Annotated in this window: 14 protein-coding genes, 1 other RNA gene and 1 riboswitch; of the genes, 7 read left to right on the top strand and 8 right to left on the bottom strand. The window is 59.9% G+C overall.

What is annotated here, in order from left to right:
- Nucleotides 1-117 precede the first annotated feature (117 nt).
- From ACR0J2_RS14715 to ACR0J2_RS14730, 4 genes are all read right to left on the bottom strand, one after another.
- Nucleotides 118-681 carry a histidine phosphatase family protein gene (locus tag ACR0J2_RS14715; RefSeq protein ID WP_170614297.1) on the bottom strand — a complete coding sequence of 188 codons (564 nt, stop codon included), beginning with the start codon at nucleotides 679-681 and terminating at the stop codon, nucleotides 118-120.
- Nucleotides 682-748: 67 nt separating this feature from the next.
- Nucleotides 749-1342: a recombination mediator RecR gene (recR, locus tag ACR0J2_RS14720; RefSeq protein ID WP_170614298.1), complete on the bottom strand. Its 594-nt coding sequence runs from the start codon at nucleotides 1340-1342 to the stop codon at nucleotides 749-751.
- Nucleotides 1343-1403: 61 nt separating this feature from the next.
- Entirely contained in the window at nucleotides 1404-1748 is a 345-nt protein-coding gene (locus ACR0J2_RS14725) for a YbaB/EbfC family nucleoid-associated protein (RefSeq protein ID WP_170328851.1), read from the bottom strand.
- Nucleotides 1749-1843: 95 nt separating this feature from the next.
- Nucleotides 1844-3604, bottom strand: coding sequence for a DNA polymerase III subunit gamma/tau (locus ACR0J2_RS14730; RefSeq protein WP_170614299.1), 1761 nt, complete (start codon nucleotides 3602-3604; stop codon nucleotides 1844-1846).
- A gap of 170 nt (nucleotides 3605-3774) precedes the next feature.
- Here ACR0J2_RS14730 and ACR0J2_RS14735 point away from each other — a divergent pair, with 170 nt between their 5' ends.
- Nucleotides 3775-4278: a phosphatase domain-containing protein gene (locus tag ACR0J2_RS14735; RefSeq protein WP_170619272.1), complete on the top strand. Its 504-nt coding sequence runs from the start codon at nucleotides 3775-3777 to the stop codon at nucleotides 4276-4278.
- A gap of 1 nt (nucleotide 4279) precedes the next feature.
- On the opposite strand, the gene ACR0J2_RS14740 is transcribed toward ACR0J2_RS14735, so the two are convergent.
- Entirely contained in the window at nucleotides 4280-4687 is a 408-nt protein-coding gene (locus ACR0J2_RS14740) for a hypothetical protein (RefSeq protein ID WP_480813032.1), read from the bottom strand.
- Nucleotides 4688-4774: 87 nt separating this feature from the next.
- A riboswitch (cobalamin riboswitch) is annotated at nucleotides 4775-4995 on the bottom strand.
- A gap of 165 nt (nucleotides 4996-5160) precedes the next feature.
- Between ACR0J2_RS14740 and ACR0J2_RS14745 the strand changes: the two genes are divergently transcribed.
- On the top strand, nucleotides 5161-6069 hold the full coding sequence (locus tag ACR0J2_RS14745) for an alpha/beta hydrolase family protein (protein WP_480813033.1): 909 nt from the start codon (nucleotides 5161-5163) through the stop codon (nucleotides 6067-6069).
- On the opposite strand, the gene ffs is transcribed toward ACR0J2_RS14745, so the two are convergent.
- Together ffs and ACR0J2_RS14755 are read right to left on the bottom strand one after the other, a co-directional pair.
- Nucleotides 6069-6167: signal recognition particle sRNA small type (gene ffs, locus ACR0J2_RS14750), an RNA gene on the bottom strand. The two genes, ACR0J2_RS14745 and ffs, sit on opposite strands and share 1 nt — an antisense overlap.
- 39 nt (nucleotides 6168-6206) lie before the next feature.
- Nucleotides 6207-8087 (bottom strand): bifunctional 2',3'-cyclic-nucleotide 2'-phosphodiesterase/3'-nucleotidase, encoded by a 1881-nt coding sequence (locus tag ACR0J2_RS14755; protein ID WP_480813034.1) that lies wholly within the window; start codon nucleotides 8085-8087, stop codon nucleotides 6207-6209.
- A gap of 177 nt (nucleotides 8088-8264) precedes the next feature.
- On the opposite strand from ACR0J2_RS14755, the gene nudC reads away from it, so the two are divergent.
- Genes nudC through ACR0J2_RS14775 form a run of 4 tightly spaced genes read left to right on the top strand, consistent with a single transcriptional unit; the run spans nucleotide 8265 to nucleotide 10263 of the window.
- Complete coding sequence (gene nudC, locus ACR0J2_RS14760) at nucleotides 8265-9248, top strand: NAD(+) diphosphatase (RefSeq protein ID WP_480813035.1); 984 nt, start codon at nucleotides 8265-8267, stop codon at nucleotides 9246-9248.
- Nucleotides 9249-9286: 38 nt separating this feature from the next.
- Entirely contained in the window at nucleotides 9287-9754 is a 468-nt protein-coding gene (locus tag ACR0J2_RS14765; RefSeq protein ID WP_170679533.1) for an SRPBCC family protein, read from the top strand.
- Nucleotides 9755-9775: 21 nt separating this feature from the next.
- The gene (locus ACR0J2_RS14770) at nucleotides 9776-9979 is read left to right on the top strand and encodes a hypothetical protein (RefSeq protein WP_480813036.1); all 204 of its coding nucleotides are present in this window, start codon (nucleotides 9776-9778) and stop codon (nucleotides 9977-9979) included.
- Complete coding sequence (locus ACR0J2_RS14775) at nucleotides 9976-10263, top strand: N-acetyltransferase family protein (RefSeq protein WP_480813037.1); 288 nt, start codon at nucleotides 9976-9978, stop codon at nucleotides 10261-10263. The genes ACR0J2_RS14770 and ACR0J2_RS14775 overlap by 4 nt, the downstream gene beginning before the upstream one ends.
- A 248-nt stretch (nucleotides 10264-10511) precedes the next feature.
- Here the strand turns inward: ACR0J2_RS14775 and hemC are convergent, their stop codons facing one another.
- Entirely contained in the window at nucleotides 10512-11471 is a 960-nt protein-coding gene (hemC, locus tag ACR0J2_RS14780) for a hydroxymethylbilane synthase (RefSeq protein WP_170614306.1), read from the bottom strand.
- A 107-nt stretch (nucleotides 11472-11578) separates the two neighbouring features.
- Here hemC and hemE point away from each other — a divergent pair, with 107 nt between their 5' ends.
- Nucleotides 11579-12613 carry a uroporphyrinogen decarboxylase gene (hemE, locus tag ACR0J2_RS14785; protein ID WP_480813038.1) on the top strand — a complete coding sequence of 345 codons (1035 nt, stop codon included), beginning with the start codon at nucleotides 11579-11581 and terminating at the stop codon, nucleotides 12611-12613.
- Nucleotides 12614-12684: the final 71 nt, after the last annotated feature.

Raw genomic sequence — 12684 nt, forward strand, 5'->3', positions numbered from 1 at the left:
GAACGCTCCAGCTAAAATGGTAGTGTTTGGATATCCTTAGCGCAGTTTTGCGCATAACCAAAGGCTGTGATCAGAAAGCGTGCAGCAGGCACGTGTCGGATAATACTGCAGCCGCCTCTACCGAAGTATCGTTTCCGTTCCGTTGGAAAGATGGAAGACACACCCTTGTGTGCGAGGCAGCTTAAGCAGATCTTCCTGATCCAGGCCCAGCCAGATCCCCCTTAGCACCGAAGAAGTTACACCGTGGGTCACAATGATTGAGGGTTCTTCTTGCTCATCCAGAAAGGATCGGACTCTTGTCGATATCTCCTCAAAGCTCTCACCGCCAGGGCTGCGAAAAAACCACAAATAGCTTTCGTAAGCGTAGTCGATCTGCGACCTGATGACGTTCTTGGTTACACCTTCCCATTGGCCAAATGCGATTTCCTGAAGGCGGTGGTCAGTTTCCAGTTGAAGATGGGGTGCAATCGCGAGCCGAGCCGTGTGCTGCGCGCGCTCTTGCGGGCTGACGACGACCCGAGACGGTGTGTTCGGAATGCCGCAGAGAATTTGGTTCTGAGTGCGCGCCTGCGCCTTGCCCGTTTCGGTCAGCGGAGAGTCCTTGCGGCCTTGAAATTTCCCAAGAGTATTCCACTCGGTTTGGCCGTGTCGCAGTACGAATAGATCGGGATATCTGCTCATAAGTTACGCACAACTCTGGAAAATCAAAGCATGATTCAAAAATGTTCTCGGGGCAGGTTCTGTGACCTTACAGTTCTTTCCGCGCCCTCAGCGCCGCCGTGATCGTCCCGTCGTCCAAATAATCCAGCTCACCCCCAATTGGCACACCCTGCGCAAGTGAGGTCAGGCGGACCTGTCCCTCCAACTGGTCGGCAATGTAGTGGGCGGTGGTCTGTCCGTCGACTGTGGCGTTCAGGGCAAGGATGATCTCGGTGATGCCCTCGGCCGTCACGCGGTCTTTGAGGCGGGGTATGCGCAACTCGTCCGGGCCGACACCGTCCAAGGCCGAAAGTGTACCGCCCAGAACGTGATAGCGGCCTTTGAAGACACCGGCACGTTCCATCGCCCAAAGATCAGCGACATCCTCGACGACACAAAGCTCTCCGGTGGCGCGGGCCTCGCTGTCGCAGATGTCGCAGATGTCAGCGGTACAGACATTGCCGCAATTCAGGCATTCGCGGGCGGTGGCGGCGACCTGCTGCATTGCGTCCGAGAGCGGTGTCAGCAGCAGGGCGCGTTTGCGGATCAGGTGCAGCACCGCGCGGCGGGCCGAGCGCGGGCCAAGCCCCGGCAGCTTGGCCATCAGGTCGATCAGGTTGTCGATGTCGCTGTTCGAACTCACGGCCTGTCCTGTTTGGCACCGAAGGGAGCCTCCGGCGGGAGTATTTTGGAAAAGATGAAGATCAGAACGGCAGTTTGATGTCTGCCGGCAGCCCCATGCTTTCAGTCAGCTTGGCCATTTCCGCCTGAGAGCGCTCGGCGGCCTTGGTCTGCGCGTCCTTGATGGCGGCCAGGATCAGGTCCTCGACCACTTCCTTGTCGTCTCCGTTGAAGATCGACGGGTCGATGTCCAGACCTTTGAGTTCGCCCTTGGCGGTGGCGGTGGCCTTGACCAGACCGGCGCCGGATTCGCCGACAACCATGAGGTTGTTCAGTTCTTCCTGCATTTCGGTCATTTTGGTCTGCAGGTCCTGCGCGGATTTCATCATCTTGGCCATATCGCCCAGACCGCCTAAACCTTTGAGCATCGGGTTTCTCCTGTAAATCGATTTGACGCCTAAATACGAAGGGTGACTGCGTGACACAAGGGGCATGGGCATCCTCCTGTATTCCAGGCAGATGTTCAGTCCTCTTCGAACGGGTCCCATTCGTCTTCGACCTCGGGCAGAGCCTCGGTTTCGACCTTGGCGGCGCGCTGTTCCGGGGTTTCGATCCGTTTGATGCGCGCCTTGGGAAACTGCATGAGTACCGCCTGAACCAGCGGGTGCTGCTCGGCCTGTGACCTTAGCGCGAGGTCGGCCGCATCGCGGATCTCGGCGATCGTGGCGGCTTCGCCATCTGCCACGATGGATACGGCCCACCGATTGCCTGTCCAGCGCTGCAGCGCCGTACCCAGCCGTTGGGCAAGGTCTGTCGGGGCATGATCGGTCGGTGTAAATTCGATCCGGCCCGGTGAGTAGGACATCAGCCGCACACCGTTTTCGACCTCGACCAGCAGCTTTACGTCCCGGTTTGTCCGGATCAGTTCGACCACATGTTCGAAGGTCGGATAGCGCGCCAGAGCAGTTTGGACGTCCTGTGCCAGGGCCGCAGTCGGCGCGCCGGCGGGACCGTGTGGAGCGGAAACGTAGGAAGACCTTGCCGATGCCTGAGGTTGTACCGGGGCGTGCGAGGGTACGGCCATGCCTCCACCGGGGCCTCCGTTCGGCGTGGGTGGAGGTGCGTCCTGCAAACGTTTGATCAGTTCTTCCGGGCTTGGCAGGTCGGCCACATGGGTCAACCGAATGACGGCCATTTCCGCTGCCATCATGGCGTTTGGTGCGGCTGAGACCTCTTCGAGCGCTTTCAGCAGCATTTGCCACATGCGGGTCAGGACACGCATCGGCAGGGCTTCGGCCATTTGCTGTCCGCGTGCGCGTTCGTCGGGCGAAACGGTCGGGTCCTCGGCGGCGTCTGGCGTGATTTTGACCACGGACACCCAATGGGTGATTTCGGCCAGATCGCGCAGCACGGCAAGCGGGTCGGCGCCCTCGGCGTACTGAGCGCTTAGCTCTGTCAGCGCCCCCGCCGCGTCGCCCCGCAGGATCATGTCCATCAGGTCCAGGACGCGGCCCCGGTCCGCCAGACCCAACATCGCCCGGACCTGATCGGCACTGGTTTCACCGGCCCCGTGCGAGATCGCCTGATCCAGCAGCGAAGTTGCATCACGCGCCGAACCTTCGGCCGCTCGGGTGATCAGCGCCAGCGCGTCTTCTGCGATCTGGGCGCCCTCGGCGGCGGCGATCTTGTTTAGAAGACCGATCATGTCCTCGGGTTCGATCCTGCGCAGGTCGAAGCGTTGGCAGCGCGACAGGACCGTAACCGGAACCTTGCGGATTTCGGTAGTCGCGAAGATGAATTTCACATGCTCGGGCGGTTCCTCAAGCGTCTTGAGCAGCGCGTTGAACGCGCTGGTCGAGAGCATGTGAACCTCGTCGATGATATAGATCTTGTAGCGTGCGCTGGCGGCACGATAGCGGACGCTGTCTATGATCTCGCGGATGTCGTTCACGCCGGTGCGGCTGGCGGCGTCCATCTCCATCACGTCGACATGGCGGCCTTCCATGATCGCCACGCAATGTTCGCATTGGCCGCAGGGTTCGGTCGTCGGTTTGCCGTCGCCATCGGGGCCGATGCAGTTCATGCCCTTGGCGATGATCCGCGCCGTCGTCGTTTTGCCGGTGCCGCGGATGCCGGTCATGATGAAGGCCTGCGCGATCCGGTCTGCCTCGAACGCGTTTTTCAGGGTGCGCACCATGGCATCCTGACCAACCAGGTCGGCAAAGGTTTCCGGGCGGTATTTGCGGGCAAGAACCTGATAAGCGGGGCTTGGCGTGTCGGTCATTTCTGCTCTGTCGGATTCGTATCAGAAGTGCAGCGTAGAGTGCGCCGCCGCCTGCGTCCACAGCCGGTTCGCGAAATTCATTTGGGAATGCTTCGGGATGCGCGTAAAAATGAAGGCGAAAGCATTTTTGACCGGATTCTTGTGCGTAACGATTAAGGAGGGCGCGTTGCATGTCTCAGATGATTATTCATGCGCTGCAGGTCGGAGGAGGTACTCTGGCCCTGACATCAATGCCGGGGCGTGGGGGTAAATATGTCCAGGACCTGAATGCGATTTCCGACTGGAAGCCCGGTCTTGTCATTTCAATGACGACCGAAGTCGAGATGCTGCAGGACGGCGCGCGTGACTTCGGAACCGACATTCAGGCGCGCGCCTGCCGCTGGGTCCATCTGCCGGTCGAAGATTTCGGTGCACCCCCCGACGCCGTGACCGCGCGCTGGCCCGATGTAAGCGCGGCCGTCCGCCATGCCCTGTCAGGGGGCGGGCGCATTCTGGTGCATTGCCGGGGCGGCTGTGGCCGGTCCGGAATGGTGGTGTTGCGCCTGATGGTCGAATGCGGCGAGCAACCGGGTGCAGCCCTGAAACGGTTGAGGGCGGTGCGGCCCTGTGCGGTTGAAACAGATGCACAACTGGCATGGGCCACGCAATTGATTCCGGCCAGCGCGGACCCGTAGCTTAGGCCGACAAATGTCCGGCCTGGGCCGCCACTTGGCGACCTGCCAGGGCCGAAGCTTCAAGCATGGCGCAGGGCGGGTCCGACAGAATTGCGGACGGCAGCGCACGGAACTCTGCGCAGAACATCATGTCTGCATAATCCTCCAACCTGTCGCCCGGAGTTTCCTCATTCGTTCCGCAAAACACCCGGATTTTGTCTGGCCGCGCGTGGAATCGGGCCATGCACCCTTCGGGGCAATGGGCAAGCTCGCTGCTGCCTTCAATGGCGAATTGCGGGGTTGCGGCCGGGCCGGCGCTTGCCACGGCGCGCGTCAGAGCCCGCGCCATTTGCGCCAGTGCCGGACAGGGTTTGCCGGTGCGCTGGCACACAGTGGCAGAAAATTCGTGTGTCCTTGTCTTCCAGTTCATAATGCGCCCTCCGCGCGCGGCGCGGGGCAAGGATCAGGTGTGACGGGGCTATGCCATCAGGACCTGCCCGGACACCCCGCCCGAGTTTCGGTTTCAGTATCGATGGCAGGTCTCCTGACTTGCGGGTCATCGCTTTGCCGACCTTCCCAGCCTTTCGGCCAGTGGTGTTTCGGCATTGCTCACCGCTTACAGTTGCGGGGGCAGTCTCGGCCTTGGTTCCTTCCGGCAATGCCAGACAGAACCGCACCGTGTTCCCTTTTCATCCCGGCCCCTTAAAGGGCGCGGAAACCATCTCCTCATCGCTAGCGGTTGCCGGGTCCCCGAGTCAAGCGCATTGCGCGGGCCGAGGCATTTGGTCCGATGCGTGGTCGGGAAAGCGGACGTTTGGTCATGTTTGCACCGGGTTGACTTGAGCGGGCGACTGGCCTGACAGATAGGTGAACTGAACTGTTCAGTTGAGAGCGGAGCATGATATGTTGGACATACAGGAACAGGTCTTGACCGAAGACATACGATTTCCCTCCGGGACGGCTATGCTGTCGGGTCGCCTGTACCTGCCTGTTGCAGCGCCTGATATCGTAGTTGTTCTGAACAGCGCGACCGGCGTTCCCCAGGACTATTATCAGCATTTTGCCCGGTGGCTGGCGGAAGAGCAGGGCATTGCCTGTCTGACCTATGATTACCGCGATTTCGGAAAATCGTTATCGGGGCGTCTGAAGGATTCGCGTGTCACCATGTCCGATTGGGCGCTGATCGATATTCCCGCGGCCCGGGCCGAGATGCGACGGCGATTCCCAAGTGCGCGGCAGTGGACCATTGGTCATTCGCTGGGGGGTATGCTTGAGCCATTGCAATCGGATGTGGATCAGATCGACCGGATGATTTGTGTGTGTTCAGGCCTGGTTACGTTGTCGGATCATCCCTGGCCCTACAGGGGGCTGGCCGGAATCTTCTGGTACGGGCATGCGCCTTTTGCAGTTCATATGCTGGGGTATCTGCCCGGCAAGGCCATTGGGTTTGGTTCGGACCTGCCGTCAAAGGTCTACTGGCAATGGCGAAAATGGTGCACCTCGCCGAACAGCTATCTGCCTGAAATTGGCCAAAGCCTGCCCGCAGCGACCTGGCCGCGGGCCGGTGGTCCGGTCGACCTTTTTGCGATTTCGGACGACCAGATGGTGCCTGATAATGCGGTATGGAGGCTGGCCGAGCTATACGGCCCGGACGCCAACCGTCATGTGCTTGAACCAAAGGATTTCGGGCTGAAATCCATTGGCCACATTGGTGTTTTTGCGCGCAAAAACAAAGCGGTCTGGCCGAGGTTGATCGAGTCTACGGAGCAGCAATTCCGTTCCGACCGGAAAGATGTGACGATTGCGGGATGAAGTGAGAGGTTGGACATCGACCCAAGCGGGGCTCGTTGTGGCTGCTTCCTTCCGGACCTGACCAGGTTGGCGAGGCGCTCGCCCGCGCCAACCTCTCAATCGTCGATATAGGGAAGTTGCGCCAGGAAGACAACCCGTCAGAGTGACAGTCTGATCCGCAGAAAGCCTTCCGGGTCATGCCCCAGCACATGCGGATCGTATGCGTCCAGTTCGGAAAGATGCGCCCGTGCTCCCGGCCCGGTTTTCAGAATCGAAGCGTGGCCGGGAAGCCGGACAAGGCTGAAGGGGAAGGGCGCAGATTCAAGCGGGTCGCCCGGTAATCCCCCCGAAAGATAGTCGCGCAGGACGTCCCTGATGGGTAAGGTCGGCATATTGATCTGCCGGGCCTGATGCGCAACAGGGAAGTGTCCGCCGCCGCTGGCCCGGTAACTGTTCAGGGCCACAACGAATTTCTGGGTGGGTTCAATAGGGATTCCATCACAGCAAATCTCGCGAACACGGTTTGCGGCGGGATCGACCAGCATTCCGTAAGAATCAAAACGCGCCGGCTGGGAAAGATCGATCCGATAGGTCAGGCCGAACAGCACATCGAAGTTATGCCCGGCCCGTGTTTCATCGGTCAGAGTGCGGACAGCTCCTTCATCCACCTGATTGAAAATGCCCGCCGACATTTCAAGCCAGTCACGGACCATATCGCCGGTGACAAGCACGGCGCGCAGTTCATTCGGGAAAGAATGAAGATCCGAAACATTGCGTAACCGAACCTTTCCGGGCGGTACATCCGTGTAGGAACGCGGTCCCGCGCGGCCTCCGAACTTGCAGGGCGAAACAGCGGACAACAGTGGAAGCCCCCGTAGGTCTTCGTCCAGATGGAGGTTCAATGCCGCTGCCTGGGCGCTGGCGACCAGCGCGAGGCCCCGATCTGGTGCGCAAAAGCTGAAATAGCTGTGCAGGCTTTGACCGGTGTGGCCCACGGGTCTTGAGGCCAGCGCACGGGTTTCTTCGTGGCCGTAACTGAACAGATGCCGCATTCCGGGGTCTTCGGATACCGCTCCGTTCCCGTGCCGGGAGAGAACAGGCGGCAGCTTAACCTGCTGCCCGACAACCTTCCATCGCCCGGCAGATGTTTTCTGCACATGCAGGTCAATGATGCCAAGATGCGTCCCTGCGACGCCAGGCATGACAACCGGTTTGCTATGTACATGCCCCCGGGTTGCGTCCGTATGATCCAGCCCTTCGTGATCCTTGCCGGGAAGTGTGAGATGCGTATGGCCTGCAACAATGGCGTCGATCCCGTCGATCGCGGCCAGCGGTATGACGGCGTTCTCCAATCCGCGCGCGGGTTCCGAAGGTCCAAGGCCCGAATGCGCCAGCGCGACAATCACATCGCTGCCGTCCGTGCGCAGGGCCTCGACCGTCTTTTGCGCGGCCTCCAGAATATCTTCGAACACCACCACATCCTGAACCCGGTGCGCATTCCATTGCGCCGTTTGCGGCGGCAGGATCGACAAAAGACCCAGACGAAACGGGGTTTCGACGCCGTCAACCAGAAGAGAGCGTTCTAGTATTGCGCGGTCATTCCATTTGGCCCCGGCGGTCAATTGCCGGGCATTGCTGCAAATCACCGGGCACGGTGCGCCGTCCAGAATACGATTCAGCGTCTGCAGGCCAAAGTCGAAATCATGGTTGCCCAGTCCGATTGCGTCATAGCCAAGTTCCCGGAAGGCCTGCATCAACACGTGGTTGTCATCAGTCTGCTCTGCCGCCCAATCGCCAAACGGCGTTCCCTGAAGGGCATCTCCGTTGTCGAACAGGAATACCAGTGCTCCGTCTTTCTGCGCTTCTTCTCTGGCAGCGCGGATCAGACTGGCCGTTCGGGTGAAGCCCCGCGCCGGATCCGGTTCATCGGCGTGATAGTCGAACCCTGTCAGATTCATGTGCAGATCGGTCGTGGCCAAAATCCGAATGCGACCGGCTGAAATATGTTGGCTCTGAGATGAAACAGTGGTCGGGTGCAATTTTCTACTTTGGGCAATTCAATCTAAGCCATGTTCACTAAAAGAATGAGTAAGTGCAAATAACTTGGCGCCGGTGGGACCATTCAGCGGCATTGCCACGTCCCAGTGTTCATGAATTGGCATTGCAACAACTCGGCAGTCGTGGCAGCCCTGTGCGCAACACACTGAGGATATTAAATGAAAAACGCGGAGACAGTGACATTTGGCGGCTCGGGCCTGGATCGCGCAGCGCATCTCCGGGGAGATTCGGACAGGCTGGAACAGATGAAAACTGATCCACGCGCCGAATGCCTGCTGGTCTGGCGTGGCAAGATATTGGTGCAGGGCGAAGATCTGGACCGGCTTGGATTGGTTGCGACGGCACATAGCCTGGTGCGCGAAGGTCCCGGAGGGGTTGTGGAAGCCCCGGTATTTCTGGGCCTTCGTGAAGACGATGCACCGATTTTTGCGGCGGATATATCGGACTGGTCGGCGGATGGGCAGGATTTGTCGGATATCGGTGCTTTTGTAGACCGGTCCGAGCAGCAGCATCCGGACCTGCCGGACGGGTACGTGTTTGCCGAATTGCGCCGGATCATGACGCGGCTGAGCGCCCGCGATGCCGAGCTTGCAGCAGCGGCCAAGGCCGTGATCGGCTGGCATGAAACGCACCGGTTCTGTGCGCGTTGCGGGGCTGCCAGTGAAATTGCACAGGCGGGGTGGCAGCGCAGCTGCCCCACTTGTGGCGGGCAGCATTTTCCGCGCACCGACCCTGTGGTGATCATGCTGATTACCCATGGAAACTCGGTCCTGATGGGCCGGTCTCCGGGTTGGCCCGAAGGCATGTACTCGCTGCTTGCGGGATTTGTCGAACCGGGTGAAACGCTGGAAGCCGCCGTGCGGCGCGAAGTAATGGAAGAGGCAGGCGTGCCGGTTGGTGCCGTTCACTATCTGGCCAGCCAGCCGTGGCCGTTTCCGGCCTCGTTGATGTTCGGCTGTGCGGGTGAGGCCCTGTCCCGTGAACTCAGAATTGATCCGGTCGAGATCGAAGACGCGATGTGGGTCAGCAAATCGGAAATGATGCGCGCTTTTTCCGGAGAGCATCCGGTCTTGTTGCCGGCCCGAAAAGGCGCCATTGCGCATTTCTTGTTGCAAAACTGGCTTGCAGACACTCTGGACTGACGAGACACTGAACGAAGGCAAAGGCACCGAGGGCGGACATGCAGTTTTCAGCGCGCGAAGATATCGAGGCCCCGATTGATGCGGTTTTCGACATGGTCGCGGATTTTGAGCGGTTCGAGCGGATGGCCATGCGCCGGGGTGTCGAAGTACGGCGACTGAACGAACAGGCCCCGATAACCACTGGTGCCACTTGGCTGACGGATTTCAATTTGCGGGGAAAACCGCGTCGGGTCGAAATACAGATGACCGATTGCGATACCCCGTCCCGCATGTGCTTTGAGATGTCCAGCAAAGGTATGAAAGGGGTGACATCGGTTGACTTTCTTGCCCTGTCCCAACGCAAAACCCGGCTGAGTGTCGAAATGTCGCTTGCTGCGAAGTCACTACCGGCCCGCCTGTTGCTTCAGTCCCTGAAGCTGGGACAATCGCGGTTCCGCCGGCAGTTTCAGATTCGCCTGAGCGAATTTGCCCGTGAATTGGAAGAGCGGCATGCACACGGTGTATGACGGAAAACTTGCAGGCATAGATTGAGCAGCTATTCCATTCGCCCCGCCGTTGCGGACGATGCCGAGGGGTTGGCCGTCGTTCTGAAGGCCCTTGTTCTTGCCGGACAACGCAGCAAACCATCGGATGCGGCCTTTGCCTGTCGCATTATCTTTGCCACCCTCAGCAGATCCGGTGTTCGGTCGCCATCGACCCCCGGGGAACAGTATTGGGGTTCCAGTCTTTGAAGCTTGCAACTGCAGGCAATCCGTACAAGGTCGCGGAGGGGCTGGGCATTATTGGCACGCATATCAACCCGTCATCGGCCCGGCAGGGAATCGGACGGGCCTTGTTCAGATCCACTTTGCGGGCTGCGCAGGAAGTCGGCTTGCCTGCGATAGATGCCACCATTGGGGAAACCAATGTCGGGGGGTTGTCCTACTATGGTGCAATGGGCTTCACCGAATACCGCAGGTTGCCCGGCGCGATTTCGAAGTCGTTCACTCTGTCAGACTGCCAGTCATTGAGCTGACTTTTTCTGATCGTATTAGCTGGTGAGGATCGCAAAACAAAATGGGCCGCTGTCAGGCTATGACAGCGGCCCTTACCGATCAGAGTTCGGGAATCGGTTTCGCCCCCTCGAAAACCACTTAAAACACCAGCAACCAGAAAATCTTTCGATACTTTCGAAACTGACCCGCCTTGCTGATCGGTATGTCACTGTAATGCCGATAAACTTCGAGGCTCACAGTGAAGCAGTTCACATTGCTAAAACTTTTTTCATTTTTTCCAGTCGAAGAAGCCCGGTCCGGCCTGTTGCAGCAGTCTCGCTGCCATCTGGCGACCCATTTCCGCACCGTCTGCAACATCTCCGGTCACATCCTCGGCGATTGATTCTGACCCGTCTGGGCGCAGGACTTCTCCGCGCAGCCGAAGTTGCCCATTCAGAATTTCGGCTAGGCCGGCGATCGGTGTCTCGCAGGAACCGTCAAGCGCCGCCAGCAGTGTGCGTTCCGCCGACATGCGCTGTCCGGTCTCGGCATGGTGGATGGCTTCGAGCATTTCAGCCGAACGGGTGTCGGACGCCCGGCGTTCGATGCTGATGGTGCCCTGCGCGATGGCGGGCAGCATGTCCTCGGGCGCAATGGCCGTGGCGGGGACGTCGTCCATCTGCAGTCGGCGCAGTCCGGCCATGGCCAGAAAGGTGCAGTCCGCCACCCCGTCGCCCAGCTTTTTCAGCCGGGTTTGAACGTTGCCCCGGAACTCGACAACCTTCAGGTCAGGCCGCCGGTTCAGCAATTGCGCCTTGCGGCGCAGCGACGACGTGCCGACCACGGCGCCATCGGGCAGGTCATGGATGGAACTCAGGTCCGGCGAGATGAAAGCGTCGCGAACATCCTCACGCGGCAGGAACGTGTCCAGTACCAGTCCCGCGGGCTGTTCGACCGGCATGTCCTTGGTCGAATGCACGGCGATGTCGATATCGCTACGCAGCATCGCCTCTTCGATTTCCTTGGTGAACAGGCCCTTGTTGCCGATCTCCTTCAGCGGGCGGTCCGCGTCGATCATGGCGCGATTGTCGCCGGTGGTCTTGATGACCACGATCTCGAACGCCTCTTCGGGCAGATCAAACGCATCGCGCAGTCTTTGACGGGTTTCGTAGGCCTGCGCCAGCGCCAGTGGCGAGCCACGGGTTCCAATCTTCAGCGGCGATGCGGGGGTCGGCAGAGTCAATGTCATGCGCACAGCTTTAGTCGCGTCACATTGCCCTGACAATGGGGGCAGAGCTTGACAAATTGCCGCCGAAGGCAGACCCGTTGCGGCAAACCGGACGATTGGGGACAAATATGGCCGAGACAAAGAAACTGCTGCAGGCGCTGGCGGGCGAGGTGCAGGACGTGCCGCCGATCTGGATGATGCGGCAGGCGGGGCGGTATCTGCCGGAGTATCGCGCGACACGGGCGCAGGCAGGGGATTTCCTGTCCTTGTGCTACAACCCCGAACTGGCCGCCGAGGTCACTTTGCAGCCGATCCGCCGCTACGGGTTCGACGCAGCCATTCTGTTTGCCGATATCCTGCTGGTGCCACAGGCGCTGGGTGCCGACCTGTGGTTCGTCACGGGTGAAGGGCCGCGCCTGTCGACCATCACTAGGCAGTCCGACTTTGACGATCTGAAGCCGGTTGAGGATATCCACGAAACCCTGTCTCCAGTCTACGAAACGGTGCGGATCCTGGCGCGGGAACTGCCCTCCGAGACGACGCTGATCGGATTTGCTGGCGCGCCCTGGACCGTGGCAACGTACATGATTGCCGGGCGCGGCACGCCGGATCAGGGCCCAGCCCATGCGCTGCGTGAAGGTGACAATGCCTTGTTCGAAGCATTGATGGACCGGATCACTCTGGCCACGATCGAATACCTCTCCGCCCAGATCGACGCCGGGGCCGAGGTGGTCAAGATTTTCGATAGCTGGGCTGGGTCGCTGAAGGGTGAAGCGTTCCGCAAATACGCCCTTGAGCCCTGTCGGGTTATCACGAAGGCCATCAAGGAACGTCACCCGGGCATCCCTATCATTGGTTTTCCGCGTGAGGCAGGGGACGGCTATGTCGGATTCGCCAAGGCCACCGGTGTGGATTGTGTCGCGTTGGATAATTCCGTGTCGCCCGAGTGGGCTGCAGAAAATGTGCAGGCCGATGGATGCGTTCAGGGAAATCTGGCGTCGTCGCATATGGTGACAGGTGGGCAGGCGCTGGTCGATGAGACGCGGCGGATTGTCGAGGCCTTCTCGAATGGGCCGCACATTTTCAATCTTGGGCATGGGATCACGCCGGACGCAAACCCGGACAACGTGCAACTGATGATCGATACGGTGCGCGGTCGGTAACGACGGGCAAGGGGGCCAGCCCCCTTCTTGGCCGTTGGCCAATTCATCCCCCGGGATATTTCCGGCCAGAT

It is taken from the genome of Ruegeria sp. CG4 (genome assembly GCF_056537185.1).

Bases quoted from the DNA above. Each gene is read 5' to 3' on its own strand.
- ACR0J2_RS14715 (WP_170614297.1), bottom strand. From the start codon at position 681: ATGAGCAGATATCCCGATCTATTCGTACTGCGACACGGCCAAACCGAG.
- ACR0J2_RS14725 (WP_170328851.1), bottom strand. From the start codon at position 1,748: ATGCTCAAAGGTTTAGGCGGTCTGGGCGATATGGCCAAGATGATGAAA.
- ACR0J2_RS14730 (WP_170614299.1), bottom strand. From the start codon at position 3,604: ATGACCGACACGCCAAGCCCCGCTTATCAGGTTCTTGCCCGCAAATAC.
- ACR0J2_RS14735 (WP_170619272.1), top strand. From the start codon at position 3,775: ATGTCTCAGATGATTATTCATGCGCTGCAGGTCGGAGGAGGTACTCTG.
- ACR0J2_RS14740 (WP_480813032.1), bottom strand. From the start codon at position 4,687: ATGAACTGGAAGACAAGGACACACGAATTTTCTGCCACTGTGTGCCAG.
- ACR0J2_RS14745 (WP_480813033.1), top strand. From the start codon at position 5,161: ATGTTGGACATACAGGAACAGGTCTTGACCGAAGACATACGATTTCCC.
- nudC (WP_480813035.1), top strand. From the start codon at position 8,265: ATGAAAAACGCGGAGACAGTGACATTTGGCGGCTCGGGCCTGGATCGC.
- ACR0J2_RS14765 (WP_170679533.1), top strand. From the start codon at position 9,287: ATGCAGTTTTCAGCGCGCGAAGATATCGAGGCCCCGATTGATGCGGTT.
- hemC (WP_170614306.1), bottom strand. From the start codon at position 11,471: ATGACATTGACTCTGCCGACCCCCGCATCGCCGCTGAAGATTGGAACC.
- hemE (WP_480813038.1), top strand. From the start codon at position 11,579: ATGGCCGAGACAAAGAAACTGCTGCAGGCGCTGGCGGGCGAGGTGCAG.